Annotated in this window: 21 protein-coding genes and 2 riboswitches; of the genes, 8 read left to right on the top strand and 13 right to left on the bottom strand. The window is 68.0% G+C overall.

What is annotated here, in order from left to right; all coding sequences use genetic code 11:
* Positions 1 to 2: 2 nt before the first annotated feature.
* Positions 3 to 1,388, bottom strand: a complete 1,386-nt coding sequence (locus ACZYZE_RS09155) for a glycine--tRNA ligase (RefSeq protein ID WP_459319590.1) — start codon at positions 1,386 to 1,388, stop codon at positions 3 to 5.
* A 215-nt stretch (positions 1,389 to 1,603) separates the two neighbouring features.
* Complete coding sequence (locus ACZYZE_RS09150) at positions 1,604 to 2,572, bottom strand: DMT family transporter (RefSeq protein ID WP_459319591.1); 969 nt, start codon at positions 2,570 to 2,572, stop codon at positions 1,604 to 1,606.
* A 33-nt stretch (positions 2,573 to 2,605) separates the two neighbouring features.
* Here ACZYZE_RS09150 and ACZYZE_RS09145 point away from each other — a divergent pair, with 33 nt between their 5' ends.
* Positions 2,606 to 2,842 carry an RNA-binding S4 domain-containing protein gene (locus ACZYZE_RS09145; RefSeq protein WP_459319592.1) on the top strand — a complete coding sequence of 79 codons (237 nt, stop codon included), beginning with the start codon at positions 2,606 to 2,608 and terminating at the stop codon, positions 2,840 to 2,842.
* Here ACZYZE_RS09145 and ACZYZE_RS09140 read toward each other — a convergent pair.
* Positions 2,839 to 3,495 carry an alpha/beta hydrolase gene (locus ACZYZE_RS09140; protein ID WP_459319593.1) on the bottom strand — a complete coding sequence of 219 codons (657 nt, stop codon included), beginning with the start codon at positions 3,493 to 3,495 and terminating at the stop codon, positions 2,839 to 2,841. The two genes, ACZYZE_RS09145 and ACZYZE_RS09140, sit on opposite strands and share 4 nt — an antisense overlap.
* Positions 3,496 to 3,578: 83 nt before the next feature.
* On the opposite strand from ACZYZE_RS09140, the gene ACZYZE_RS09135 reads away from it, so the two are divergent.
* The 3 genes from ACZYZE_RS09135 (at position 3,579) to ACZYZE_RS09125 (ending at position 6,202) form a co-directional block, all read left to right on the top strand.
* A complete protein-coding gene (locus ACZYZE_RS09135) occupies positions 3,579 to 4,454 on the top strand; it encodes an SGNH/GDSL hydrolase family protein (RefSeq protein WP_459319594.1) in 876 nt (291 codons plus the stop codon).
* A gap of 23 nt (positions 4,455 to 4,477) precedes the next feature.
* Positions 4,478 to 5,587 carry a winged helix DNA-binding domain-containing protein gene (locus ACZYZE_RS09130; protein ID WP_463907403.1) on the top strand — a complete coding sequence of 370 codons (1,110 nt, stop codon included), beginning with the start codon at positions 4,478 to 4,480 and terminating at the stop codon, positions 5,585 to 5,587.
* Positions 5,588 to 5,665: 78 nt separating this feature from the next.
* Positions 5,666 to 6,202 carry a hypothetical protein gene (locus tag ACZYZE_RS09125; RefSeq protein WP_463907402.1) on the top strand — a complete coding sequence of 179 codons (537 nt, stop codon included), beginning with the start codon at positions 5,666 to 5,668 and terminating at the stop codon, positions 6,200 to 6,202.
* A gap of 101 nt (positions 6,203 to 6,303) precedes the next feature.
* Here ACZYZE_RS09125 and ACZYZE_RS09120 read toward each other — a convergent pair whose 3' ends face one another.
* Together ACZYZE_RS09120 and mmsB are read right to left on the bottom strand one after the other, a co-directional pair.
* On the bottom strand, positions 6,304 to 7,788 hold the full coding sequence (locus tag ACZYZE_RS09120; protein WP_463907401.1) for a CoA-acylating methylmalonate-semialdehyde dehydrogenase: 1,485 nt from the start codon (positions 7,786 to 7,788) through the stop codon (positions 6,304 to 6,306).
* Positions 7,789 to 7,849: 61 nt separating this feature from the next.
* Complete coding sequence (gene mmsB / locus ACZYZE_RS09115; protein ID WP_459319598.1) at positions 7,850 to 8,752, bottom strand: 3-hydroxyisobutyrate dehydrogenase; 903 nt, start codon at positions 8,750 to 8,752, stop codon at positions 7,850 to 7,852.
* A gap of 191 nt (positions 8,753 to 8,943) precedes the next feature.
* Here mmsB and ACZYZE_RS09110 point away from each other — a divergent pair, with 191 nt between their 5' ends.
* Positions 8,944 to 9,849 (top strand): LysR family transcriptional regulator, encoded by a 906-nt coding sequence (locus ACZYZE_RS09110; protein ID WP_463907400.1) that lies wholly within the window; start codon positions 8,944 to 8,946, stop codon positions 9,847 to 9,849.
* A gap of 81 nt (positions 9,850 to 9,930) precedes the next feature.
* Here the strand turns inward: ACZYZE_RS09110 and ACZYZE_RS09105 are convergent, their stop codons facing one another.
* From ACZYZE_RS09105 to ACZYZE_RS09095, 3 genes are all read right to left on the bottom strand, one after another.
* Entirely contained in the window at positions 9,931 to 11,313 is a 1,383-nt protein-coding gene (locus tag ACZYZE_RS09105; protein ID WP_459319600.1) for an MFS transporter, read from the bottom strand.
* A 214-nt stretch (positions 11,314 to 11,527) separates the two neighbouring features.
* The gene (gene metX, locus ACZYZE_RS09100; protein ID WP_463907399.1) at positions 11,528 to 12,736 is read right to left on the bottom strand and encodes a homoserine O-acetyltransferase MetX; all 1,209 of its coding nucleotides are present in this window, start codon (positions 12,734 to 12,736) and stop codon (positions 11,528 to 11,530) included.
* An 11-nt stretch (positions 12,737 to 12,747) separates the two neighbouring features.
* Positions 12,748 to 12,864: riboswitch (SAM riboswitch) on the bottom strand.
* Between the two features lie 110 nt (positions 12,865 to 12,974).
* Positions 12,975 to 14,291, bottom strand: a complete 1,317-nt coding sequence (locus ACZYZE_RS09095; RefSeq protein WP_463907398.1) for a bifunctional o-acetylhomoserine/o-acetylserine sulfhydrylase — start codon at positions 14,289 to 14,291, stop codon at positions 12,975 to 12,977.
* 64 nt (positions 14,292 to 14,355) lie between these two features.
* Positions 14,356 to 14,471, bottom strand: a riboswitch (SAM riboswitch).
* A gap of 203 nt (positions 14,472 to 14,674) precedes the next feature.
* Between ACZYZE_RS09095 and ACZYZE_RS09090 the strand changes: the two genes are divergently transcribed.
* Positions 14,675 to 15,313 (top strand): VOC family protein, encoded by a 639-nt coding sequence (locus ACZYZE_RS09090; protein ID WP_459319603.1) that lies wholly within the window; start codon positions 14,675 to 14,677, stop codon positions 15,311 to 15,313.
* Positions 15,314 to 15,467: 154 nt separating this feature from the next.
* Here ACZYZE_RS09090 and ACZYZE_RS09085 read toward each other — a convergent pair whose 3' ends face one another.
* The gene (locus tag ACZYZE_RS09085) at positions 15,468 to 16,235 is read right to left on the bottom strand and encodes a CPBP family intramembrane glutamic endopeptidase (RefSeq protein WP_459319604.1); all 768 of its coding nucleotides are present in this window, start codon (positions 16,233 to 16,235) and stop codon (positions 15,468 to 15,470) included.
* 41 nt (positions 16,236 to 16,276) lie between these two features.
* Here ACZYZE_RS09085 and ACZYZE_RS09080 point away from each other — a divergent pair, with 41 nt between their 5' ends.
* Positions 16,277 to 16,957, top strand: a complete 681-nt coding sequence (locus ACZYZE_RS09080) for a histidine phosphatase family protein (protein WP_459319605.1) — start codon at positions 16,277 to 16,279, stop codon at positions 16,955 to 16,957.
* 33 nt (positions 16,958 to 16,990) lie between these two features.
* Here the strand turns inward: ACZYZE_RS09080 and hutI are convergent, their stop codons facing one another.
* From hutI to tdh, 4 genes are all read right to left on the bottom strand, one after another.
* Entirely contained in the window at positions 16,991 to 18,196 is a 1,206-nt protein-coding gene (gene hutI, locus ACZYZE_RS09075; protein ID WP_459319606.1) for an imidazolonepropionase, read from the bottom strand.
* Between the two features lie 11 nt (positions 18,197 to 18,207).
* Positions 18,208 to 19,344 (bottom strand): NAD(P)/FAD-dependent oxidoreductase, encoded by a 1,137-nt coding sequence (locus ACZYZE_RS09070; protein WP_463907397.1) that lies wholly within the window; start codon positions 19,342 to 19,344, stop codon positions 18,208 to 18,210.
* 81 nt (positions 19,345 to 19,425) lie between these two features.
* Entirely contained in the window at positions 19,426 to 20,646 is a 1,221-nt protein-coding gene (locus ACZYZE_RS09065) for a glycine C-acetyltransferase (protein ID WP_459319608.1), read from the bottom strand.
* 60 nt (positions 20,647 to 20,706) lie between these two features.
* The gene (tdh, locus tag ACZYZE_RS09060) at positions 20,707 to 21,753 is read right to left on the bottom strand and encodes an L-threonine 3-dehydrogenase (RefSeq protein WP_459319609.1); all 1,047 of its coding nucleotides are present in this window, start codon (positions 21,751 to 21,753) and stop codon (positions 20,707 to 20,709) included.
* A gap of 146 nt (positions 21,754 to 21,899) precedes the next feature.
* On the opposite strand from tdh, the gene ACZYZE_RS09055 reads away from it, so the two are divergent.
* Positions 21,900 to 22,805: a LysR family transcriptional regulator gene (locus tag ACZYZE_RS09055; RefSeq protein ID WP_459319610.1), complete on the top strand. Its 906-nt coding sequence runs from the start codon at positions 21,900 to 21,902 to the stop codon at positions 22,803 to 22,805.
* The last annotated feature ends 8 nt before the right edge of the window (positions 22,806 to 22,813 follow it).

Raw genomic sequence — 22,813 nt, 5'->3', positions numbered from 1 at the left:
CCTCAGGCTCCGATCAGCCGTGCGGCCAGGTAGCCCTCCACCTTGTCCAGGGAGACGCGTTCCTGGCTCATGGTGTCGCGTTCGCGGATCGTGACGGCCTGGTCGTCCAGGGTCTCGAAGTCCACGGTGATGCAGAACGGGGTGCCGATCTCGTCCTGGCGGCGGTAGCGGCGGCCGATCGCGCCGGCGTCGTCGAACTCGATGTTCCAGCTCTTGCGCAGCTGGGCGGCGAGGTCCTTGGCCTTCGGGGACAGGTCCTCGTTCCGGCTCAGCGGCAGCACGGCCGCCTTGACCGGGGCCAGCCGCGGATCGAGCCTGAGCACGGTGCGGATGTCGACGCCGCCCTTGGCGTTGGGTGCCTCATCCTCGGTGTACGCGTCGATCATGAACGCCATGAAGGAGCGGGTCAGGCCGGCGGCGGGTTCGATCACGTACGGCGTGTAGCGCTCATTGGTGGCCTGGTTGAAGTAGCTCAGGTCCTGGCCGGAGGCCTTGGCATGGGTGGAGAGGTCGAAGTCGGTGCGGTTGGCGATGCCCTCAAGCTCGCCCCACTCGGAGCCCTGAAAACCGAAGCGGTATTCGATGTCCGTGGTGCCCTTGGAGTAGTGGCTGAGCTTTTCCAGCGGGTGCTCGAAGAAGCGCAGGTTGTCTTCCTTGATGCCGAGGCCGGTGTACCAGGACATCCGCTCCTTCATCCAGTACTGGTGCCACTGCTCATCCGTGCCGGGCTCGACGAAGAATTCCATCTCCATCTGCTCGAACTCGCGAGTGCGGAAGATGAAGTTGCCCGGCGTGATCTCGTTGCGGAAGGACTTGCCGATCTGGCCGATGCCGAACGGCGGCTTCTTGCGGGAGGTGGTGAGCACGTTGCTGAAGTTGACGAAGATGCCCTGCGCGGTTTCCGGGCGCAGGTAGTGCAGGCCCTCTTCGCTGGCCACCGGGCCCAGGTACGTCTTGAGCAGGCCGGAGAATTCCTGGGGCTCGGTCCACTCGCCGCGGGTGCCGCAGTTGGCACAGGCGATGTCCTTGAGGCCGTTCTCGGCCGGGCGGCCCTTCTTTTCCTCGAATTCCTCCAGGAGGTGGTCCGCGCGGTAGCGCTTGTGGCAGGAGAGGCACTCGACCAGGGGGTCGGAGAAGACGTCGACGTGGCCGGACGCTTCCCAGACCTGGCGGGGCAGGATGACCGAGGAGTCGAGGCCGACGACGTCGTCGCGGCCGCGGACCACGGACTGCCACCACTGGCGCTTGATGTTTTCCTTGAGCTCTGCGCCAAGGGGCCCGTAGTCCCAGGCGGAGCGGGAGCCACCATAGATTTCACCGGCCTGGAATACGAAACCCCTGCGCTTGGCGAGGGAAATGATCTGGTCGAGGACGGATTTTGCTGCCATGGGAACTCCACTTTCTACAGGGCCGCTGGGTGCGGTCCGCGGTCTCAGCCCCGGGACCCCGGCTGGTTGCCGGACGGGGCACTAAAAACGCAAAACAAACAAAGCTGTGGGTAAAGAGTGCGGTGGTTAGATGCCGCGGTGCAGGAAGCTGCGCCTCCTAGCCTACCGGCCTGCTGTCCCGCCAGGGCCACCGCGCGGGGGCCACCGCCCCGGGGCTACCGCGTCAGGGAGCCCTTGGGCCAGGGCAGGGTGGCCAGCACTATGGCACCGAGGGTCAGGACGGTCCCGAGCACCGTGGGCAGCGCCACGACGGTGCCGGGTGCCGGGAAGGCCAGGTCCAGGCCGAGCGAGCCCAGCAGCTGGCCGGAAATGGTCCCGAGTCCGGTAACCAGCACGCCCAGGCTGCGCACCAGCAGCGCGCTCACCCCGATGAAGACACAGCCCAGCGGGCCGCCGAGGTAGTACCACCACTCCGCCGGCAGCGGATTCCCGGCACCGGCGGTCGCGAGCTTGACCAGCCAGGCGGCCCACAGCAGCACCGCACCGGCAACGAAGTTCACCAGCGTGGCGGTGATGGGGGTGCCGTAGTGGACCGTCGCGGTGCCGTTCATGGCCTGCTGGAAGCTCATCAGGAACCCGGCCAGCACGGGCAGGAGCACCGGAACCAACAGCTGGACGGTTCCGGATTCGGCCCCGGAAAGGCGCGGCGAGACAGCCCAGGCGACGGCGGCGACGGTCAGGACGCTTCCGAGCACCCGGATGCCGGTGATGGCCTTCTTGCCGGCGGGGCTGATCCCCATCCGGTCCACGAGGAGGCCGCTGAGCGTCTGTCCCGTCACCGCGGCCACGGTAAACAGGGCCACGCCGAGCAGGCCCACGGTGAAGGACTGGGTGAAGACGAAGAAGGCCCCGATGCAGCCGGCCAGGACGTAGTACGGCGGAAAGTCGCGGTCCCGGACGGCCGGCAGTATCCGTGCCAGCCCGGCCCGGCCCTTCGGCAGCGCCAGCGAAATGACGATCATGACCACCAGTCCGGTGCTGAAACTGACCACGGCGGCGGCGATTCCGTCCGCGAGCGCCACACCCAGCGCGCCGTTGATCCTGCCCTGGACGGGCATGAGCAGGCCGGCGCCAACGGCCAGCGGCAGGCCGGCGAGGAGGGGCATCCGGGGTGTGTGGGTCATGGCTGTCACCTTACGTCAGGCATTATTGCTTGTATGAGCAACCCGGAAATTGAAGAGATCCCCATCCGCGACGACATGATCCGGCTGGGTCAGCTGCTGAAACTTGCCAACCTGGTCGAGGACGGAGTGGAGGCGGCGGAACTGGTCAAGGGCGGGCTCGTCAAGGTCAACGGCGAGATCGACGACCGCCGCGGCCGCCAGCTCCACCATGGCGATACCGTCACCGTCAACGGCAGGACCGTGCGGATCAGCACTCCGGCCGGCGCCTAGGACTGTTTGTTCAGCACCTCGTGGGTCAGGAACTCGGACACATGGCCGATTTCCTGCTGGTTGATGCCGTGCCACATGCCGGCGTAGAGCACCTTGGTGAGCTTTACGTGCTTGCGCACCCAGGCCATCGTGAACTCGATTTTGTCCGGCGTGATCACCGGGTCCTGCTGGTCCCGGCCCCAGAACATCGGCACGGTTCCGTCCAGTTCGGCGTCGCGGAAGCTCGGGTCCCCGCCGGCGTCGACGGCAAAACCTGAGAGTCCGACGACGGCGGCGTAGTCAGCGGGGCGCCGGCGCAGCAGCGTGGTAGCCATCGCCATCCCCATGGAGAAGCCCAGCAGCGTCACCGAGGGGTGGTTCGCCTTTACGGAGTCGATCCAGTCCTGCACGTAAGCGGCGGCGTCCTGGACGGCGTCAACCGTGTAGTCGATGGACGCGGTCAGCGGGAACCATGTGAAGCCGGGGCCGGAGACGAGCGGGGCGCGCAGTGAGGCCACCGCGAATCCGGCGGGAAGCACGTCCGCCAGGCTGAGCAGATCCTGTTCGTTGGCCCCGTAGCCATGGAGCAGGACCAGCAGCGGCTTGCCGGCGCGGTCCTCCTCAGCGGTGGACCACAGGACAACGGGGGCGGGAAAGACGGGGGCTTGAGTCATGGCTCCATTCTTGCAGTTACCCATTCCCGTTACCGGCCGGTAACAACTTACGGTGGCGTAGCTTTACTGGAACAGTGCAGGATATGAAGGTGAGCGAAACCGAGGCCATGGAGAATCCAGCAGAGAACGCCGTTACCCACCCGTGGACCCGCTACGTGGCCATGGGGGACTCCTTCACGGAAGGCATTGGCGATCCCGAACCCGCGAGCCCGGGCGGCCACCGGGGCTGGGCCGACCGTGTGGCCGAGGAACTGAGCCGCGGCCATCAGGGCTTCGCGTACGCAAACCTCGCCGTCCGGGGCCGGCTCCTGCAGCAGATCGCGGACCAGCAACTAGCGCACTGCCTCTCGCTCCGCCCGGACCTCGTGACCCTGTCCGCCGGCGGCAACGACCTGATCCGGCCCGGCGGCGATCCCGATCTGCTGGCGGAGAAGCTGGACTCCCTGGTGCAGATCCTGAGCCTGGGCGGCGCCACCGTGGTGCTCTTCAACGGCCCCGACACCGGCTCCTCCGTACTCGGCCGGGTCCGCAGCAAGGTGGCCATCTACAACGAGAACCTCCGGACCATCGCTGCCCGCCACGACGCCGTCATCGCGGACATGTGGTCCTTGCGGCAGCTCAACGATCCCCAGATGTGGGACGCGGACCGCCTGCACTTTTCGCCGCTGGGACACCACACCATCGCGGCCATGGTGCTTGATTCCCTCAACGTCCAGCACACCCTCGAGCCGCTCTCCCCCAAGCCGCTGCCGCAGCGGAGCTGGCGGGAGGCGCGGACCGGGGACCTCGTGTGGGCCCGCGAATACTTCGTGCCGTGGGTGGTGCGGCGGCTGCGGCACCGTTCCTCCGGCGACGGCGTCACGGCCAAGCGCCCGCTGCCCGGCCCGGTGTTCGGGCCCGGTGTTCCGCTGGGCTCCGGCGAAGGGCCGCCCGGCGCCGAAGAACCGGCGCGCTCTTAGCGGCCCCGGCAGCTCCGGCGGACATGATGGACGCGGACGACGTTGTGCGGCTGCGGCTCTGCCGGCAGCAGTTGCGCGAGCCGTTCGCCGCCACGGTGGACCATGCGCTGAAGAACCTCCTCGCCGTGCAGTCCCAGGAGTTCCCCTACGCGCGCTGGACGCTGGCCCAGCGCACCGCGGGCGCCACGGCCGCGGCGGTCGAGCGGGCGGTGTCTGAGGGCAGGATCCTCCGGACCCACATCCTGCGGCCCACCTGGCACTTTGTGCACCGGGACGATTTGCGCTGGCTTCTGGCAATCTCGGCACCGCGGCTCCATCAGGGCAATGCGGGGATGTACCGCCGGAGCGGGATCGACGCCGCCAACGCCGCGAGGAGCACCGACGTCCTGGCCCGGGCGCTGGCCAGTGGCGCCCACCTGACCCGGGAGCAGCTCGCCGAGGTCCTGCAAAGGGACGGCTTTGTGGCCTCGGGATTGGAGCTCGCCTACCGGATCATGTTCGCCGAGGCCAGCAGCGTCCTGGTCAGCGGCTCCCCCGTGCGCAGCGCCGGCGGGGCCCTGAAACAGACCTATGCGCTGTTTGACGAACGCGTCCCCCCGGCGCCGGCAGGCCTGATGGACCGCCCGGCTGCGCTGGCCGAGCTGGCCCGGCGCTACTTCGGCAGCCGCGGACCGGCGACGGAAAAGGACTGCGCCGACTGGTCCGGGATGACGGTGGCGGACGTCAGGGCGGGGGTGCGGTTCGCCCTGGAGGCAGACCCCGGAGCACTCGACTCGAGCCCGATCGACGGCGTCACCTCCTACTTCAGTCCGGCGCCGGGTGCCCCGGCGAGGGAGAGCGGGCTACCCCGCTTTGACCTGATCCAGTGCTACGACGAATATGTCATGGGGTACTCGAAGACCCGGCACCTCCTGGCCGGCACGGCGCCGATCACTCCGGTGCCCGGCCGGCCCCTGCACCTGGTCCTGCGGGACGGCCGGCTGGCAGGGGTATGGCGTCATGGCTTCGTCCGCGGCCGCTGCGAACTCGACCTCCGGCTGGACTCCCGCCCCGATCCCGACACCGAGCTCCGGATCGGCAGGGCGGTGGAGGCCTACGGCCGCTTTCTGGGGATGCCGGCCGTCCGGATCTAACGCCCTGCGCTGAACCCGCCCGATCGGGGACCGGTCCGGGCATAAGCTGGAAGCACACATTTTGAAAGGCGCCGTACCGTGAACAATCTGTTCTTTTGGATCATCGTTCTGTCATTCCTCATCCCGATGGGAATGCGGCTGTACAAGAAGTCGGTGCGCGGCCGGAACCAGAACCAGGGCGGGCCCGGCGGATTTCCTGGACAGTTCGGCCAATTTCCCGGAAACAGTTCCGGAGGCGCGCCCGGAGACTATCCCGGCCCGCAGAGCAAGCAGCCCCGGGACGGCTTGACCCAGAGTGACTACTACGGCGGCTTCGGCCAGCTCGGCGCCCCGCAGCAGCCCCAGCCGCCCGCGAACCAGCAGTACCCCGGCCAGCCGAACCCGCCCCGGCAATATCCCGGCGAACAGTTTCACGGCGAGCAGTACCCCACCCCGGCGGGCGACCAGCAGCCCGCCGCAGTCCAGCAGCCGTCCGGCCCGGCGGTGCCCCCGCCGCCGTCGGCCCCGCAGGGTTTCCGTGCCCGCAAGCTCGCGGAATTGGACCAGCGGTACAGCAACGGTGAAATCGCCATGGAGGACTACATGGCCCAGCGCGCGGAGATCATGAAGGGCTGACCCCCTCCCTCTACAAGCAACGCGGGGTCACCTACGGCCCATGATCCGGTCCTGGATGGGCCGTAGGTGACCCCGCGTTGCCTTGTGGGGAGGGCGGGAGGTCAGTCGACCTGCGGGAAGCCGAGGTCAATCACCGAGGTGGACGGGTCCGGCCAGCGGGTGGTGACCACCTTGCCCCGGGTGTAGAAGCGGATGCTTTCGGGGCCGTACATGTGGGTGTCGCCAAAGAGCGAGTTCTTCCAGCCGCCGAAGGAGAAGGTGCCCACCGGCACCGGAATCGGCACGTTCACGCCCACCATGCCGGCCTCGACGTCGAACTCGAACTGGCGCGCTGCGCCGCCGTCGCGGGTGAAGATGGCCACGCCGTTGCCGAACTCGTTGTCGTTGACGAGCTGGACGGCATCCTTGTACGTCTCGACCCGGACCACCGAGAGGACGGGGCCGAAGATCTCGTCGTCGTAGACCTTCATGCCCGGCTTGACGTGGTCGATCAGGCTGACGCCGATGAAGAAGCCGTTGGAGTCGAACTCCTGTGCACGGCCGTCGACCACCACGGTGGCGCCTTCATCGGCCGCACCGGCCACGTAGGAGGCGACCTTGTCGCGGTGCTCGGCGGTGATGAGCGGGCCCATCTGCGAGGAGGGGTCGGTGCCGGGGCCGATCTTGAGGGTGGCCATCCGGGTGGTGATCGCCTCGACGAGCTCGTCGGCGATGTTCCCGACGGCGACAAGCACGCTTACTGCCATGCAGCGCTCCCCCGCTGAGCCATAGGCGGCGGAGACGGCGGCGTCGGCGGCCATGGACAGGTCCGCGTCCGGCAGGACCACCATGTGGTTCTTGGCGCCGCCCAGGGCCTGCACACGCTTGCCGTGGTCCGCGGCGCGCTTGTAGATGGACTGGGCGATCGGCGTCGAGCCCACGAAGCTGATGGCCTTGACAGCCGGGTGCTCGAGGAGCACGTCGACGGCTTCCTTGTCCCCGTGGACGACGTTGAGCACCCCGGCGGGCAGGCCGGCATCGGCGAATGCCTGCGCGATGAAGATGGCCGAGGACGGGTCCTTTTCACTGGGCTTGAGCAGCACGGTGTTGCCGCAGGCCAGGGCGCTGCCGATCATCCACAACGGCACCATGGCCGGGAAGTTGAACGGCGTGATGCAGGCGACCACACCGACCGGCTGGCGCACCGAGTGGACGTCGACGCCGCCAGCGACCTGTTCGGAGCGCTCGCCCTTGAGTGCGTGGGACAGCCCGGTGGCGAATTCGATGTTCTCCAGGCCGCGGGTGATTTCGCCCTCGGCGTCGGAGAGGACCTTGCCGTGTTCGCTGGTCAGCAGGGCCGCCAGTTCGGGCCGGCGTTGCATCAGCAGTTCGCGGACCTTGAAGAAGATGGTGGTGCGCTTGGCCAGGCTGGTGGCGCGCCAGCCCGGCAGGGCGGCGCGGGCGGCCTCGATGGCTTCCTCGACGCGGGCGGCGGAGGCCAGGGCGACCTCTTTCTCCTGCTCGCCGGTGGCCGGGTTGAAGACGGGGCCGAAGCGCTCGGCGTCGGAAATCAGGGCGCCGTTGATGAAGTGCGGAATGCGTTCCATGGGTGGGTCTCTTTCGTGGTTGTTCGGGGCCGCTGTGCGCGGGAGTTCCTTGGCGTTCCTGTTACTGGGAGGTGTCCAGGGTGCCGTCGACGAGCTTGACGATCATGGAGCAGTCCATCCCGGACTGGCCGGAGTCGATGAGCCGCTGGAAGAGTTGCTGGACGTGCCCGCCGATCTCCAGGGGGGTGCCGGTGTCACGGGCGGCGCTGATGGCGAGCCCGATGTCCTTGTTGGCCAGCTCGGCGGTGAAGGTCGGGGCGAAGTCGTTGTTGGAGGCCGCTGTCGGCACGACGCCGGCCACGGGATACCAGGTGCGCAGGGCCCAGCTGTCGCCGGAGGAGACGGAGGCGATGTCCCAGAAGACCTGCTTGTCCAGGCCGAGCCGGTCCGCCAGCACCGCACCCTCCGCCGTCGAGGCCAGGTTGATGAACAGCATGAGGTTATTGCAGATCTTCGCGGCCTGGCCCGTGGTGGCGCCGCCGGTCGGGATGATGTTCGCCGCCATCGGACGGATGAAGTCCGTGGCCTCGGCGACGGCGCCGGCTTCGCCGCCAATCATGAAGGTCAGGGTTGCGGCCTTCGCGCCGCTCATGCCGCCGGAGACCGGGGCGTCGACGAAGCGGAAGCCGGCGGCAGCGGCGGCGTCGTGCAGGGCCTGCGCGGAGGCGATGTCGATCGTGGAGGAATCCACCAGCAGCGTGCGGGTGTCCGCGTGGGCCAGGACGCCGTCCTCGCCGAGGTACACGGCGCGGGCGTGCTCGCCCTTGGGAAGCATGGTGAAGACGACGTCCGCGCCGTCGACGGCTTCGGCGATGCTGCCGGCGGGCTTCACTCCGCCGGCGACGGCGGCGGCAACGGCCTCGGCGTTGAGGTCGAAGCCGCGGACGTTATGCCCGGCACTGGCGAGATTCACCGACATGGACCCGCCCATGTTCCCCAGTCCGATCCAAGCGATTACTGCCATGGCTTAAGCTCCTTTGCTTTGTGTCGTGCGTACTGCGTGCTGCTCTTTGTGTGCAATTCCTTGCGGGCGTATGCTCCGGACGTTTCGCCGGACGTTCCGTGTCCAGCATCACACCCTGTTACAGTGCAATCAAGGTGAAAAACTACAGATGGTATGTGCATGAATGCACATACTCCGGAAAGCGGGTCACGATGGACTCAAGACGGCTGCCGAGCCCGGATGACCTGCTCATCCTGCTGACCGTTGCCCGGCTGGGCCGGTTCAACGCGGTGGCGGAGACGCTCGGCACCACCCACACCACCATTTCCCGGCGGATCCTGGCCCTGGACAAACAACTGGGCGGCCGCACCCTCGAGCGGAGCCCGCACGGCTGGGAGCTGACGGAGCTCGGCGGCCAGGCGGTGACCGCGGCCGAGGCAATCGAAGGAACGCTGGGTGCGCTGTCCAACCGCATTGCCCGCAGCGAGGATGCGCTGTCCGGCCTGGTCCGGATCAGCACCCCGGACGGCTTCGGCGCAGAGTTCCTCACCCCGGCGCTCGTCCGGCTGCAACAGGAGCACCCGCTGCTGAACGTGGAGATGCTGAGCGCCACCCGCAAGGTCAGCCAGAACCGCTCGGGCGTGGACCTCGAGGTGGTGGTCGGCAACATGGACGTCAGCAACGCGCAGACCATCTTCCTCGGCAACTACTTCCTCCGGCTCTACGCCAGTCCGCAGTACGCGCAGGAACGCGGCCTGCCGGTGACGCTCGACGACGTCCGGCAGCACGGCTTTGTCTCCTACGTGGAATCGGCGCTGCAGGTCGCGGAACTCGGCCACCGCTCCACCCAGCTCCCGATGCCGCGCTCCAGCTTCCAGGCCACCAGCATCTTCGCCCAGCTCGAGGCCGTGCGGCGGGGCGCCGGGATCGGGCTGCTGCCGAACTTCCTGGTCGCCGGGAACCCCGATTTCCTGCCCGTACTGCCGGACGACTTCCAGCGGCAGCTGCCGATCTGGGCGGTGGCACGCTCGGAATCGCTGCGCTCGGCCCCGGTGCAGGCGGTGCTGGCGGCGATCCGGACCGAGATCGCCGAGCGCCAGGATGTCCTGCTGGGCTGAGCCCGACGGCCAACAACAACGGCCCTTGTCCCCGCTGGACGGGGACAACGGCCGTTGTTGTTGGCTCTTACTTCTTGCCTGCTACTTTTTGCCTGCGGCAAGGAGGTCGGCGGTGCCCTTGGCATCGGCGGCGTCGACGTCGTGGAGCGAGATCCCGCGGGTTTCCTTCAGGAAGTACACCGCCACCATGGTGACCATACAGGCGCCGAGGAGGTAGATGGCCACCGGGGTGGAGGACTTGAACTGGCTCAGCAGCGCGGTCGCAATGATCGGAGCCAGCGAACCGGCCACGATGGAGGTGACCTGGTAGCCGAGCGAGACGCCGGAGTAGCGCATCCGGGTCGGGAACATCTCGGCCATGATGGCCGGCTGGCCGGCATACATGAGGGCGTGGAACAGGAGGCCGATGGTGATGGCGGCGAGGATGATCAGGTCGTTCTTGGTGTCCATCATCGGGAAGGCGAAGAAGCCCCAGGTGCCGCCGAGGATGGCGCCGGCCATGTAGACGGGCTTGCGGCCGTAGGCGTCGGAGAGCTTGCCGACCATCGGCACTGCACAGAAGTGGACGAAGTGCGCCACGAGGAGCAGGAGCAGGATCCGCGAGGTGTCCGTCTGGACCACGATTTTCAGGTACGTGATGGAGAAAGTGACCACGAGGTAGTAGAGGATGTTCTCCGCGAAGCGCAGGCCCATGGCGGTGAAGACGCCACGCGGGTAGCGGCGGAAGACTTCGGCGACGCCGTAGCCCTTGTTCTCCACGACGACTTCCTTGCGTGCCTCGAGGAAGATCGGCGCATCCTGGACCTTGGTGCGGATGTAGTAGCCGACGACCACGATCACGGCGGAGAGCCAGAACGCCACGCGCCAGCCCCAGCTGAGGAAATCGGCCGAGGACAGCGTGGAGGAGAGGATGAACAGCACACCGGTAGCGAGCAGGTTACCCATCGGAACCGCCGACTGCGGCCAGGAGGACCAGAATCCGCGGGATTTGCTGGGGCTGTGCTCGGCCACGAGGAGGACGGCGCCGCCCCATTCACCGCCGACGGCGAAGCCCTGGACGAAGCGCAGGAAGACCAGCAGGGCCGGAGCCCAGTAGCCAATTTGCTGGAAGGTGGGCAGGCAGCCCATCGCGAAGGTGGCGACGCCGACGAGGATGATACTCAGCTGAAGCAGCTGCTTGCGGCCGAACTTGTCGCCGAAGTGGCCGAAGACGATGCCGCCGATGGGGCGGGCCACGAAACCGACCGCGTACGTCACGAAGGCTGCGATGATGCCGTCGAGCTCAGTGCCGGAGTTCGGGAAGAAAAGCTTGCCGAACACCAGGGTGGCGGCAGAGGCGTAGAGGAAGAACTCATACCATTCCACGACCGTGCCGGCCATGGAGGCCGTCACAACCTTCTTCAGGCCGGACGTCTTGACGTCGGGCTCTTCCGGGCGCCTCGCGGCGGCGTTTTGCGTAGTCATTTCGACTCCTTCGGTGTCTCCGTCGACACCCTATGGACCATTTGGACAGAGGATACCTGTGATGTGTGACACGGGCATCATTCTCAACGAGTATGGTCGCTCACGCCCGGGGCCTCAACGGCCATTAGTGCAGAGCGCATCTGCAAAAATGCACAAATGGCGGCGTCCATGGCCGGGCCGGTGCCACTTTTGGAGACGTTCCCTCGTCAAGGCCCTAGCTGAAGAAGTTCTGCCGGAGCTGTCCGCTGAGCTGGCCGATCTCGGTCAGGAAGCCGTCGTGTCCGATCGGCGCCTCGATGGTGTGCACCGCGACGTCGCCCGGCAGGGCGTCGGCGAGGGCCTGGGACTGGGACGGGAAGTACAGCCGGTCCGAGTCGACAGCCGCTATCAGGAAGTCCGCTGTGGCCGGAGCCAGGGCTTCCCGGAGGCTGCCGCGGCCGCGGCAGACATCGTGGCTCATAAGCGCCTCGGTGATGGCGATGTAGCTGTTCGCGTCGAAGCGGCGGACCAGCTTGTTGCCCTGGTGGTCGAGGTAGCTCTCCACCTGGTAGCGTCCGCGGCCGGCCAGCGAACCGGCTTCCAGCGGAGCCTCGGATTCCTGGGCCTTCCGGCCGAAGCGGCCGTCCAGCTCGGCGGCGGAGCGGTAGGTGATGTGCGCGATCCGGCGCGCCAGGGCGAGCCCCGCTTCCGGGTCCGGGCCGCCGTAGTAGTCCCCGCCCTTGAAGTTGGGGTCCTGGCGGATGGCGAGCGTCTGGGCCTGGGCGAAGGCAATTTGCTCGGCGGTGCTGCTGGCGCCGACGGAGATCACGGCGCAGCGCCGGACCCGCTCTGGGTGGCTGACGGCCCATTCGAGGGCGCGGGCGCCGCCGAGGGACCCGCCGAGGACGGCGTGCCAGCAGCGGATGCCGAGGGCATCGGCCAATCTGGCCTCGGCCGCGGTGGTGTCCCGCAGTGTGACCAGCGGGAAGCGTGAGCCCCAGGGTTTTCCGTCGGGGGCCGGCGAGGACGGGCCGGTGGAGCCGTAGCAGCCGCCGAGGATGTTGACGGAGACAACGAAGTACGTGCCAGTGTCTACGGGGGCGCCGGGGCCGGCGAGCTGCTCCCACCAGCCCGGTTCCTCGCCGGCGCCGCGGGTGACGTGGGTGTCACCGGTCAGTGCGTGTTCGATCAGCACGGCATTGGAGCGGTCCGCGTTGAGCGTTCCCCACGTCTCGTAGGCGAGGGTGACGTCCGGCAGCCGGGAGCCGGATTCGAGTTCGAGGTCCCCGATCCGGAGGTATTGGACGGTCCCGTCCGGAACTTCGTCGGAACGCGCCGTGTCCGGCGGTCCGGTTTCCGGGCGCTCCGTTTCTGCCGGCGCGGCAGCCGGGTTGGGGGAGGTGGTGCTTCCGGATACACCCTTGCGGGTGGCGGCAATGCTCATGTGGGGACCTAACTTTGCGCTTGCCCGCCGTCAGCTGACCGGCAGGCCAGGTCTTCACCCGGGGCACCCCGCCGCAAGAGGAGGGTTGCCGGCCAGCAAGCCGGGGCTATCTGCTGGCACTCATGACCTTCACTGAGTCTACGAACTGAGGCGCCGTTGTGGCGAAGATTGTGACGCGCGTATGACTCCCGGCGCCCCGCACCCCGGAAAGGGGCTGTGCGCCGGGAGCCGGCAGTCCTCAGACGGCCTTGGCCGCGCGGAATCCGGCGTCGAGGTCCTCGAGGATGTCGTCGATGTGCTCCAGGCCCACCGACAGCCGTACAAGGCCGGGGGTCACGCCGGCAATCGCCTGCTGTTCCGGCGTCAGCTGGCTGTGGGTGGTCGACGCCGGGTGGATCACCAGCGAGCGCACGTCGCCGATATTCGCCACATGGGAGTGCAGTTCGAGGGCATCGACGAAGCGCTGTCCGGCCTCCGCTCCCCCGGCGATGTTGAAAGACACGACGGCGCCGGTGCCCTTGGGGCCGTACTTGCGGCCGCGCTCGTACCAGGGGCTGGACGGCAGCCCGGCGTAGGCGACGGATTCGACGTCGTCCCGTGCCTCCAGCCATTCGGCCACCGTGGTGGCGTTGGCGACGTGGCGCTCGACGCGCAGGCTCAGGGTCTCGATGCCCTGGGCGATGAGGAAGGCGTTGAACGGGGATACCGCCGAGCCGAGGTCGCGCAGGAGCTGGACACGGGCCTTGAGGATGTAGGAAAGGTTCGAGCCGAGGGCACCGTCCTTGCCGAGGTCCCGGGCATAGACGAGGCCGTTGTAGCTGGGATCGGGGGTGTTGAAGCCGGGGAACCGCTCCGGGTCCCTGCCGAAGTCGAAGTTGCCGGAGTCCACGATCACGCCGGCGATCGCGGCGCCGTGGCCGCCGAGGTACTTGGTGGCGGAGTGGACCACAATGTCAGCGCCCCACTCGATCGGGCGGATCAGGTACGGGGTGGACAGGGTGTTGTCAACGATCAGCGGCACACCGGCCTCGTGGGCCACCTTCGAGATGCCCTCGATATCGAGCACGTCCTGGCGGGGGTTGGAGACCACTTCACCGAAGAACAGCTTGGTGTTGGGCTGGACGGCATCGCGCCACTGCGCCAGGTTGTCCGGATCCGCCACGAACGTCACGGAGATGCCGAACTTCTTCAGCGTGTGCGCCAGCAGGTTGTAGGTGCCGCCATAGAGGCTGGGGCTGGCCACCACATGGTCGCCCGCCTCGGCGACGTTGAGGATCGCGAAGGTCTCGGCGGCCTGGCCGGAGCTCAGCAGCAGCGACGCGAGGCCGCCCTCCAGGCTTGCCACCCGCTGCTCTACGGCATCCTGGGTAGGGTTGCCGATCCGGGTGTAGATGGGGGCGAGTTCGGCGAGGGCGAAGCGGTTCGCGGCGCTTTCGGCGCTCGGGAACACGAACGACGTCGTCTGGTAGATGGGCAGCGCCCGCGCGCCGGTGGCGCTGTCCGGCTCCTGGCCGGCGTGGATCTGGCGGGTTTCGAAGGACCAGGCATTGGACATCGGGATGCTCCTCAAAGGACCGGGCACGGTCCGCCGCCGGGCTCATCGGCCCGGGGCGGCACAGGCGCCGCGCTTGCCCTCCGGCGGGCGCCGGACGGCCAGGTCTTCACCCGGGGCACCCCACCGCGAAACGAGGGTTGCCGGCCAGCAAGCCGGGGCAATCTGCTGGCACTCATGACCTGGACCCAGTCTAGGAACCGTTTCCCGGGTGTGGATAGCTTTGTGACGAAGATGAAGTGACCCGCTGGAGGGGGAAGGTCCGGGGCGTCCCGGGTCAGTGACGACGGGGAAAGTCCGCGTCACCGGCGGGAAGAACATGACATCCCATCCCGGTTAGGACACCCTAAGCTGAGAGGCGCATCACAAAGTGTCAAGATGAGGGCATGCGCATGGATCACGTCTCTTACGCCTGTGAACAAGATGGCTTGGCTGCCACCACCGAACGAATCGCGTCTGCCCTCGGCGTCGAAGCCGTGAAGGGCGGAGTACACCCCCGATTCGGGACCCGCAACATGATTATCCCGCTGGCGGGACACAAGTACCTCGAGGTTGTCGAGGCCCTGAACCACCCGGCATCGGACAAGGCGCCCTTCGGCCAGGCCGTACGCGCCCGCTCCGAAGCGGGCGGCGGCTGGATGGGTTGGTGTGTCGAGGTCAAGGACCTGGCACCGTTCGAGGAGCGGCTCGGCCGCTCCGCCGTCAACGGCAACCGCAAGTTCCCCGACGGCCGCGAACTGGTCTGGAAGCAGATCGGCATCCTGGGACTCATCGCCGATCCCCAAGTCCCGTACATGCTCAAGTGGGAGGGCGATCCGGAACTCCACCCGTCGAAGGCCTACGAGAGCAACGTCAAGATGTCGGCCCTCACCATCGCGGGCTCTGCTGAGCGCGTGACCGAATGGCTCGGTGTTCCGGTGGAAAAGCCGCTGGAGGACGTGGCCGTGAACTGGCTCGCCCCCCGCGGGACACCCGGTATCCTCTCCGTCACGTTTGAGACGGCCTCCGGAGCCGTCACGATCTGACGCTTCACCTCCCCCCGCTTCGGCCGCCATCGGCGGGTGCCAATGACGTCACCCATCGATGGCGGCCGATACCTTTTACCAACGCGGGGTCACTTCGCGCCCGTCCCAAGGCTCCGGATGGGCGCGAAGTGACCCCGCGTTGCTTTGTGCACACTCAGCCCAGGCCGACGGCCTTGCCAAACAGGCTGAATCCCACGAACGCCACGATGTCCAGCAGGGCGTGCGCAATCACCAGCGGCATCACGCGGCGGGTCCGGGTGTAGACCAAGGCGAAGACGACGCCCATGATCGCGTTTCCGATGAACGGCCCGAAGCCCTGGTACAGGTGATAGCTGCCGCGCAGCATGGAGCTGGCAAAGATGGCCACAGGCATGCTCCAGCCCAATGCGGGGAGCCGGTCCAGCAGATAACCCACCACAATGACTTCCTCCACGATCCCGTGCCGGACCGCGGAGAGGATGAGCACCGGCACCGTCCACCAGTACGAGTCCAGCGCGCTGGGGATGATCGCCGTGGTGATCCCAAGGGCCCGGCCCGCGGCGTAGAGGCCCAGCGAGGGGATCCCGATCAGCGCCGCCAGGCCCAGTCCCTGCAGCAGGTCCTTGCCTGGCCGGGCGAAATTGAAGCCCAGCTTGCCGCAGGCCGTGGCGCCGGACCCGAACGCGGGACGGTGCTCGGAGAGGAAGTAGATCACCAGGGCCACCGGAACGAGGGCGAAGATGATGTCCAGCAGCTGGTAGGTGAGATCGAAGTACTCGCGGGGGCTTTGCGAGCGGTTCAGCGTGGAGGTCCCCTGGGCCAGCGGCGCCCGGGTCATCTTGTCCAGCAGCTGCACCACCGAGTACACGGCGGACTGCCCCAGCGACAGGCCCAGGACAATCCATACTTCGATCCGCAGCCGACGGCGGGAGGGAACCAACATGTTCCTATCTTGCCTGTAGTTGGCGCCTATGCTTGGGGTTTATGAGTGCGCCCGGGAAAATCATCATGATCCGGCATGGCCAGTCCGCCGCCAACGCCGACACCGCGATCTACAACCGGGTGCCCGATTACCGGATTCCGCTGACCGAGCTGGGCCTCGAGCAGGCCCGCGCCGCCGGCACGCAGGTCCGGCGGCTGCTGGACGGACGACCGGTCTGCGTCTATGTCTCCCCCTATCTCCGCGCCTACCAGACCCTCGAGGCGCTCAACCTCGGTCCGCTGATTGAGCGGGTCATCGAGGAGCCGCGGCTGCGGGAGCAGGACTGGGCGAACTTCCAGATCGCCGGCGAGATCGAGGACCAGAAGGAGCTCCGCAACGCCTACGGCCACTTCTTCTACCGCTTCCGGGAGGGCGAGTCCGGCTCCGATGTGTACGACAGGATCTCCTCCTTTATGGAAACCCTGTACCGGCACTGGTCCAAGCCGAGCTACGCCCCGAACGCGCTGTTCGTGACGCACGGGCTGACCATGCGGCTGTTCTGCATGCGCTGGTTCCACTGGTCCGTGGAGTACTTCGAGTCCCTCAACAACCCGGAAAACGCCGCGGTCCGGACCCTGCACCGTACCGGGTTGGGCAAGTATGAGCTGGACAAGCCGTTCAGCCAGTGGGAAGCCCGGCGCGTCGATGAAACGGTCCTGGACGCCCCGCCGATGTTTTTCTAGCAGCTGGCCGCCCCCTGGAGCGCACGCGCTGCGTCAGCGGGCGCGGACCCCCGCGCGCCACACGGCGTGGGTCAGTGGAATGCCCGGCCGGTAGGCCAGGTGGGTGGCGGACGGCGCGTTGAGCAGGTGCAGGTCCGCGCGGTGTCCGACGGCGATCGAGCCGACGGCGCGTTCGCCGTCGACGTCGTTCCCGGACCCGCGTCCGAGCGCCAGCGCACCGCCGTAGGTCGCCGCCCGCACGGCCTCGTGGACGCTGAGCCGCATCTGCAGCACAGCGGTGGTGACGCAGAACGCCATGGAGCTCGTATAGGAGGTGCCGGGATTGCAGTTGGAGGCCAGCGCGAGCTGCACCCCGGCGTCGAGCAGTTCCCGGCCCGGGGCCAGCGGCTGGCGGGTGGAGAGATCGCAGGCCGGCAGGCACGTGGCCACGGTGCCGCGCTGCCCGGTTCCGGCGTCCCAACCGGACCAGCTCGCGGCGAGGGCGTCGACGTCGGCGGCGGAGAGGTAGTTCACGTGGTCCACGCTGGCGGCGCCGAATTCGACCGCGAGCCGCACGCCGGGGCCTTCGCCGAGCTGGTTGCCGTGCACGCGGAGCCCGAGCCCGGCGTCCTTGCAGGCCTGGAGCACGCGCCGCGACTGGTCCTCGTTAAAAGCACCCCGTTCGCAGAAGACGTCGGCCCAGCGGACGTAGGGCCGGACGGCGGAGAGCATGGGTCCGCAGACGAGGTCGGTGTACTCCTCGGAATCCAGCCCGGCGGGCACCAGATGGGCGCCGAGGTAGGTGACCTCGTCCGCGACGGTGGAGGCAATCCGGGCGCTGCGGGCCTCGTTCTCAACATCCAGGCCGTAGCCGGTCTTGGTCTCGAGATATGTGGTGCCCTGCGAGACGGCCTCGGCCACCCGTCCCATCGCCAGCCGGGTGAGGTCGAAGTCGCTGGTGCTCCGAGTGGCGCCGGTGGTCACGGCGATCCCGCCGGCACTGTAGCTCTCCCCCGCCATCCGGGCCTCGAACTCGGCCGTCCGGTCCCCGGCGAAGATCAGGTGGGTGTGCGAATCGACCCAGCCCGGCAGGACGGCGCGTCCACCGGCGTCGATGGCCTCGTCCGCCGCCGGTGCCTCCGCCGCCGGCCCGATCCAGCCGATCCGCTCGCCCTCGATCACGACGGCCGCGTCCTTCAGGACCCGGTGTTCGGTGTCCTGCGTCATCAGCTCGGCGATATTGGTAATCAGGGTGCTCATGCGTCCATTCTTCAGCGCCGGATGGACCAGCGGGTTGCCGCCAGCGCCTCGCCCGTCCGGGATGCCGGATTCGCGGCTGCTGCGGTTCCGGCGGCGGCCCCAGCCGGGCCCTGCCCCGCAAGGATCAGTCCCGCGGCCAGCTCGGCGATGCCGGAGGACGTCTGGAAACCGTAGCCGCCCTGGCCGGCGAGCCAGAAGAAGCCGGGGGCCTCGGCGTCGAACCCCACCACGGGGAGGCCGTCGGCCGCTTCCGTCCGAAGCCCCGTCCAGGCCGTGCGGACGCCGCGGATGCCGCGGATGCCCAGCGTGGTGAGGGTGTTGAGCCGGGCCACCAGCGCCTCGACGTCGCCGGGAAACGGCTGCGCGTCTTCCGGGCCGCTCGGCACGTGTTCCGACGGTGAGATGAGGACCTGTTCGCCGTCGCGCCGGAAGTAGAAGCTGTCGTCGGCGGCCGCCACCATGGGGCTGTGCTCCGGAAGGGGATGTTCGACGTCGACGATCGCGGCAGTCCGCCGGTACGGCTGTAGCTGGACTTTCTCTACGCCGCTGAGGACGGCGAGTTCGTCCGCCCAGGCGCCGGCCGCGTTGACCACAACGCCGGCCCGGAAGCCTTCCTGCCCGGCGCCGAGCTCCCAGCCGGAGCCCAGGCGCTGGGCCGAATGGACCCGGGCACCGGTGATGATGTCCACGCCGCCGGCTTCGGCACGCCGGCGGTGGTCGTCAAGCAGTACGGGAGCGTTGCAGGCGAAGGAGCCGGTGTCCAGGCCCGCGGCGCTGAAGGAGTCCGGAACCAGGGCCGGGCAGAGCTCGAGGGCCTCGGCATGGGTGATCCGCTGCATGTGGCCGCTGGCCTGCTCCCGCACGGTGGCGTCGTCGCCGATCAGCATAAAGCTGCGGGGCGAGAGCACCGGTTCCGGCCGGGCGGCGTCCTGGGCGGCGATGAGTTCGAGGGTGCGCAGCGTGAGTTCCTGGACCACGGCGGGCCCGTAGCTGGGGATCAGCTGCCGGGCCGAGCGCGCGGACGTGTGGTACGCCAGCGACTGCTCGGCTTCCACCAGCGCGACGCTGCATTGTCCGGCAAGGGCTGAGGCAAGGGACAGGCCGGCGATACCGCCGCCGACAATCACGACATCGTAATTAGCTGACATGCTCCCATCCTTGCAGACGATCGGGTTGCGGCGCCGTTTGTGGCGCCGCAACCTCAACCGGCCCGAACCGTGGCAGCGGTGCTAGCCGGCGACGGTTTCGGCGACGGCGGCGCGGCTGCGCACGAAGGCCTGGACGCAGGACTCGACGTCGTCGGTGCTGTGCGCGGCGGAGAGCTGCACGCGGATCCGGGCCGCACCGTTGGGGACCACCGGGTAGCTGAATGCCGTGACGAAGACGCCGTTGTGCAGCATGGCATCAGCGACCCTGGCGGCCATGACGGCGTCGCCGAACATCACCGGGACAATCGCGTGCTCGCCGGGGAGCAGTTCGAAGCCCTCCTCGCTCATCCGGTTCCGGAACAGCTCCGCATTGGCGAAGAGCTTGCCGCGCAGTTCGCCGGAGTTCTCGACGAGGTCCAGGGCTTTCAGGGTGGCCGCGACGATGGCCGGGGCCAGCGAGTTGGAGAACAGGTACGGGCGGGCCTTCTGGCGGAGCATGGCCACGACTTCGCGGCGGCCGGAGACGTAGCCGCCGGAGGCGCCGCCCAGGGCCTTGCCGAAGGTGCCGGTGTAGATGTCCACCCGGTCCGAGACGCCGGCGTGTTCCGGGGTGCCCGCGCCGGTGGCGCCCATAAAGCCGACGGCGTGGGAGTCGTCCACCATGACCATGGCGTCATACTTCTCGGCGAGCTCGCAGATCGCCTCGAGCGGGGCAAGGAAGCCGTCCATCGAGAAGACGCCGTCGGTGACGATGATCTTGCGGCGGGCCGGGTTCTCCTGCGTGGTGGCCGCGATCAGCTTGGATTCGAGGTCCGCCATGTCCTGGTTGGCGTACCGGAACCGCTGGGCCTTGCAGAGCCGGATGCCGTCGATGATGGACGCGTGGTTGAGCGCGTCGGAGATGACGGCGTCTTCCGGGCCGAAGAGTGACTCGAACACACCGCCGTTGGCATCGAAGCAGCTGGAGAACAGGATGGTGTCCTCAGTCCCGAGGAACTCGGAGACGCGTGCCTCGAGGGCCAGGTGCAGGTCCTGGGTGCCGCAGATGAAGCGCACGCTGGCCATGCCGAAGCCGCGCTCGTCCATCGCGGACTTGGCGGCGGCGATAATCTCCGGGTGGTCGGCGAGGCCCAGGTAGTTGTTGGCGCAGAAGTTCAGCACGTCCGCGCTGCCCCCGCCGAGCTGGCCGGCCTTGATGTGGCTGGCCTGGGGTGAATCAATGTGCCGCTCGGTCTTGAACAGGCCGGCGGTGCGGATCTCGTCCAGCTCGCGCTGCAACTGGTCCTTGATGGCTGAATACATGGGTTGTGCTCCTCAGCTGAATGTGTGCGGTGTGCCGGAAAACGATGCGGACGGCGGGGGCTAGAACCCGGTCCAGTCCAGGACCACCTTGCCGCCGACGCCGGCGCGGGCGATCTCGAAGCCCTTCTCCCAGTCCGCGGCGGGCAGCGTGTCCGTGACGACGGCGGAGATGTTGGCGTGCAGTACCGGGTTGGAGGACAGCATGGCGCTCATGGCGTACCAGGTCTCGAACATTTCACGGCCGTAGATGCCCTTCATGGTCAGCATATGCGTGACCACCTTGCCCCAGTTGATGTCGATGGACTGGCTGGGCAGCCCCAGCATCGCGATCCGGCCGCCGTGGTTCATATTGTCGATCATCTCAGGCAGGGCCGTGGGGTGTCCCGACATTTCCATGCCGATATCGAAGCCTTCACGCAGGCCCAGTTCGCGCTGGGCGTCCTTGACGCGCATCTTGGAGACGTCGATCGCGAGGTCGACGCCGAGCGCGCGGGCCAGTTCCAGCCGCGGCGCGGAGACATCGGTGATGGCGATCTTCCGGGCGCCGGCGTGGCGGGCGACGGCGATTGCCATCAGGCCGATGGGGCCGGCACCGGTGATCAGCACGTCTTCGCCGACCAGCGGGAAGCTCAGGGCAGTGTGGACGGCGTTGCCGAAGGGGTCAAAGATGGCGCCGAGCTCCGGCGTCACGGAGGGGTCCTGGTGGACCCAGACGTTGGTCTCGGGGATCACGACGAACTCGGCGAACGCGCCGTCGCGCTGGACGCCGACGCTGACGGTGTTGATGCACATCTGCTTGCGGCCGGCGCGGCAGTTGCGGCAGATCCCGCACACGATGTGGCCCTCGCCGGAGACGCGGTCCCCGACCTTGACGTCCAGGACGTCCTCCCCGATCTCCACGACCTCGCCGTAGAACTCGTGGCCGGCGATCAGGGGTGCGTTGATGATGCCCTGCGCCCAGGCGTCCCACGACTGGATGTGCAGGTCCGTGCCGCAGATTCCGGTGGTCATGACGCGGATCTTGACATCGCCTGCGCCGGTTTCCGGCTCCGGGCGGTCGACCAGTTCGAATCCTGCGTGGGCGCCGGCCTTGTAGAGAGCCTTCATGACTTTCCTAACTGTGCGGTTTGACCTGCCGTTTGGGGCAGGCCGTGTGGGACAACCCACCCTATTAGACCGGGAGTAAAGCATTAGCACAACCGGGATTTTCTCAATCGACGATTTAGCTTTTACTTGCGCTTAGAATGGTCGGCATGGAAATCCACCAGCTTGAGATGCTCCGGGAACTCGGGGCCCTCGGCAGCGTCAAGGCCGTCGCCGAAACCCTGCTCGTCACGCCCTCGGCGGTGTCCCAGCAACTTGCCGCCCTGCAGAAGACTGTGGACGTGCCGCTGACCCGCAAGGAGGGCCGCAACCTGGTCCTGACCGAGGCCGGGCAGGTGCTCGCGGACGCCGGGGCCGCCGTCGTCAGCGCCATGGCGGATGCCCGGACGGCGATCGGCGCGTACCACGGCTCCCCCGTGGCGCCGGTGACGCTCAGCGGCTTCCACAGCGCGGGGCAGGCACTGTTTGCCCCGCTGGCCCGGGCCCTGGCCGGTCCGGGCCAGCCGCGGATTCTGCTGTCCGACGAGGACGTGGCCCAGCAGGACTTCCCGGCGCTGACCGCCCGCTATGACCTGGTGTTGGCGCACCGGATGGACCACAGCCCGCGCTGGCCCCAGGAACGCGTCGCGGTGATCCCGCTCGCGCACGAACCGCTGGATGTGGCGCTGCCCGCAGGGCACCGGCTGGCCGGCCAGCGGACGGTGACGGCGGACGACGTCGTCGGCGAACCCTGGGTGACCAGCCACGCCGGCTACTCCCCCGCGGATGTGCTCTCCGCCGTCGCCGCCGTCGCCAGCAAGGAACTGAACATTGTCCACCGGATCAACGACTACTCCACGGTGGCCGCGCTGGTGGCAACGGGGGGCGTGATCGGGCTGCTGCCGCGGCACACGGCCCGGCCGGTGCTGAACCCGGACATCGTGCTGCGGCCGCTGGAGGGCATCAGCACCCGGCGCCGGATCGACATCCTGGCCCGGCCGGAGAACCTTAAACGCACCTCGGTCAGAAAAGTCTGCGACGCGCTGCAGACCATCATGACCGGGCTGGTCACCTGACCCGTCCG

Source organism: Pseudarthrobacter woesei, from assembly GCF_055412745.1.
This window is presented reverse-complemented; position numbering and strand designations above follow the sequence as displayed.

Bases quoted from the DNA above. Each gene is read 5' to 3' on its own strand.
- hutI (WP_459319606.1), bottom strand. From the start codon at position 18,196: ATGAGCACCCTGATTACCAATATCGCCGAGCTGATGACGCAGGACACC.
- mmsB (WP_459319598.1), bottom strand. From the start codon at position 8,752: ATGGCAGTAATCGCTTGGATCGGACTGGGGAACATGGGCGGGTCCATG.
- ACZYZE_RS09065 (WP_459319608.1), bottom strand. From the start codon at position 20,646: ATGTATTCAGCCATCAAGGACCAGTTGCAGCGCGAGCTGGACGAGATC.
- ACZYZE_RS09055 (WP_459319610.1), top strand. From the start codon at position 21,900: ATGGAAATCCACCAGCTTGAGATGCTCCGGGAACTCGGGGCCCTCGGC.
- ACZYZE_RS09105 (WP_459319600.1), bottom strand. From the start codon at position 11,313: ATGACTACGCAAAACGCCGCCGCGAGGCGCCCGGAAGAGCCCGACGTC.
- ACZYZE_RS09085 (WP_459319604.1), bottom strand. From the start codon at position 16,235: ATGTTGGTTCCCTCCCGCCGTCGGCTGCGGATCGAAGTATGGATTGTC.
- ACZYZE_RS09145 (WP_459319592.1), top strand. From the start codon at position 2,606: ATGAGCAACCCGGAAATTGAAGAGATCCCCATCCGCGACGACATGATC.
- metX (WP_463907399.1), bottom strand. From the start codon at position 12,736: ATGAGCATTGCCGCCACCCGCAAGGGTGTATCCGGAAGCACCACCTCC.
- ACZYZE_RS09090 (WP_459319603.1), top strand. From the start codon at position 14,675: ATGCGCATGGATCACGTCTCTTACGCCTGTGAACAAGATGGCTTGGCT.
- ACZYZE_RS09110 (WP_463907400.1), top strand. From the start codon at position 8,944: ATGGACTCAAGACGGCTGCCGAGCCCGGATGACCTGCTCATCCTGCTG.
- ACZYZE_RS09070 (WP_463907397.1), bottom strand. From the start codon at position 19,344: ATGTCAGCTAATTACGATGTCGTGATTGTCGGCGGCGGTATCGCCGGC.
- tdh (WP_459319609.1), bottom strand. From the start codon at position 21,753: ATGAAGGCTCTCTACAAGGCCGGCGCCCACGCAGGATTCGAACTGGTC.
- ACZYZE_RS09130 (WP_463907403.1), top strand. From the start codon at position 4,478: ATGATGGACGCGGACGACGTTGTGCGGCTGCGGCTCTGCCGGCAGCAG.
- ACZYZE_RS09140 (WP_459319593.1), bottom strand. From the start codon at position 3,495: ATGACTCAAGCCCCCGTCTTTCCCGCCCCCGTTGTCCTGTGGTCCACC.
- ACZYZE_RS09080 (WP_459319605.1), top strand. From the start codon at position 16,277: ATGAGTGCGCCCGGGAAAATCATCATGATCCGGCATGGCCAGTCCGCC.
- ACZYZE_RS09150 (WP_459319591.1), bottom strand. From the start codon at position 2,572: ATGACCCACACACCCCGGATGCCCCTCCTCGCCGGCCTGCCGCTGGCC.
- ACZYZE_RS09135 (WP_459319594.1), top strand. From the start codon at position 3,579: ATGAAGGTGAGCGAAACCGAGGCCATGGAGAATCCAGCAGAGAACGCC.
- ACZYZE_RS09155 (WP_459319590.1), bottom strand. From the start codon at position 1,388: ATGGCAGCAAAATCCGTCCTCGACCAGATCATTTCCCTCGCCAAGCGC.
- ACZYZE_RS09095 (WP_463907398.1), bottom strand. From the start codon at position 14,291: ATGTCCAATGCCTGGTCCTTCGAAACCCGCCAGATCCACGCCGGCCAG.
- ACZYZE_RS09120 (WP_463907401.1), bottom strand. From the start codon at position 7,788: ATGGAACGCATTCCGCACTTCATCAACGGCGCCCTGATTTCCGACGCC.